Raw genomic sequence first — 1630 nt, forward strand, 5'->3', positions numbered from 1 at the left:
ACATGGCCAGGCATGCCAAGGAGAAGTTCGATGCGATCGTCGTGGGCGCGGGGCCTTCGGGCAACGCCGCGGCCTACACGATGGCCCAGGCGGGGCTCAAGGTGCTGCAGATCGAGCGCGGCGAGTACCCGGGCAGCAAGAACGTGCAGGGCGCGATCCTCTACGCCGACGCGCTGGAGCGGATCATCCCGGACTTCCGCGACGACGCGCCGCTGGAGCGCCACGTCATCGAGCAGCGGGTGTGGGTGCTCGACGACGCCTCCTTCGTCGGCACGCACTTTCGCAGCGACGACTACAACAAGCCGCCCTACAACCGCTACACCATCATCCGTGCCCAGTTCGACAAGTGGTTCTCGTCGAAGGTGCGCGAGGCCGGCGCGCTGCTGATCTGCGAGACCACGGTGGAGGAGCTGCTGCTCGACGGCGAGCGGGTGGTGGGCGTGCGCTGTGACCGCATCGGCGGCGAGGTGTATGCCGACGTGGTGGTCCTGGCCGACGGCGTGAACTCCACCCTGGCGCGCAAGGCGGGGCTGCACGGCGAGATCCAGGCGTCCAACGTGGCGCTGGCGGTCAAGGAGATCCTGTTCCTGCCGGAGGAGGTGATCCAGCAGCGCTTCAACGTCAAGGACGAGGAGGGCGTGGTCATCGAGATGATGGGCAGCGTCACCGAAGGCATGGTGGGCACGGGGTTCCTCTACACCAACCGCGACTCGCTGACGATCGGCATCGGCTGCATGCTCTCCGACTTCAAGGCCAACCCGCAGCGCACGGCGCCGTACGCGCTGCTGGAGAAGCTCAAGAAGCACCCGAGCATCGCGCCGCTGATCGAGGGCGGGGAGATGAAGGAATATGCCGCGCACCTCATCCCCGAGGGCGGCTTCCACGCGGTGCCGCAGGTGTACGGGCACGGCTGGATGATCGTGGGCGACTCTGGCGGCTTCGTGAACGCGGCGCACCGCGAGGGCTCGAACCTGGCGATGACGACGGGGCGGCTGGCGGCGGAGACGGTGATCGCGGCCCGGGCCGCGGGGCGGGACATGAGTGCGTCCACGCTCAAGGCGTACAAGGCGGCGCTGGACGCGAGCTTCGTGATGAAGGACCTTCACAAGTACCGCGACATGCCGCAGGTGCTGCACAGCAGTCCGCAGTTTTTCAGCGCCTACCCGGCGCTGCTCAACCGCGCGGCGCAGACGATGTTCACGGTGGACGGGGTGGACAAGAAGACGAAGGAGCGGGAGATCCTCTCCAGCTTCCGCTCCGCGCGGCGCCTGGGCGGGCTGGTGTCCGACGCATTCAAGCTGTGGAAGGCCTTCCGATGAACGCCATCGTATCCAGCCCGATCCTCGTCAACGTCGAGGAAAAACTCTTCCAGAACCGCTACAAGGTGGACCACGGGCGGCCGCACATCCGCATCAAGGATGCCGCGGTGTGCGCCAACGACTGCAAGGGGCAGCAGTGCACCTTCGTGTGCCCGGCGGCCTGCTACAAGGCCGAGGGCAACGGCGCGGTGACGCTCATCACCGACGGCTGCCTGGAGTGCGGCAGCTGCCGCGTGATCTGCACCGAGCATGCCAACGTCGCGTGGGAGTACCCGCGCGGCGGCCACGGCATCCTGTTCAAGTTTGGTTGA

The 1630-nt window shown here is 67.1% G+C and carries 2 protein-coding genes; both read left to right on the forward strand.

Going from position 1 to position 1630, the window contains the following annotated elements; genetic code table 11:
• Positions 1–2 precede the first annotated feature (2 nt).
• Complete coding sequence (locus FJ694_RS36435; RefSeq protein WP_157272390.1) at positions 3–1319, forward strand: FAD-dependent oxidoreductase; 1317 nt, start codon at positions 3–5, stop codon at positions 1317–1319.
• Positions 1316–1630, forward strand: coding sequence for a ferredoxin family protein (locus FJ694_RS36440; protein WP_157272391.1), 315 nt, complete (start codon positions 1316–1318; stop codon positions 1628–1630). Before FJ694_RS36435 ends, FJ694_RS36440 begins: the two co-directional genes overlap by 4 nt.

The organism is Azohydromonas aeria (assembly GCF_009760915.1).
GTDB lineage: Bacteria > Pseudomonadota > Gammaproteobacteria > Burkholderiales > Burkholderiaceae_C > Azohydromonas > Azohydromonas aeria.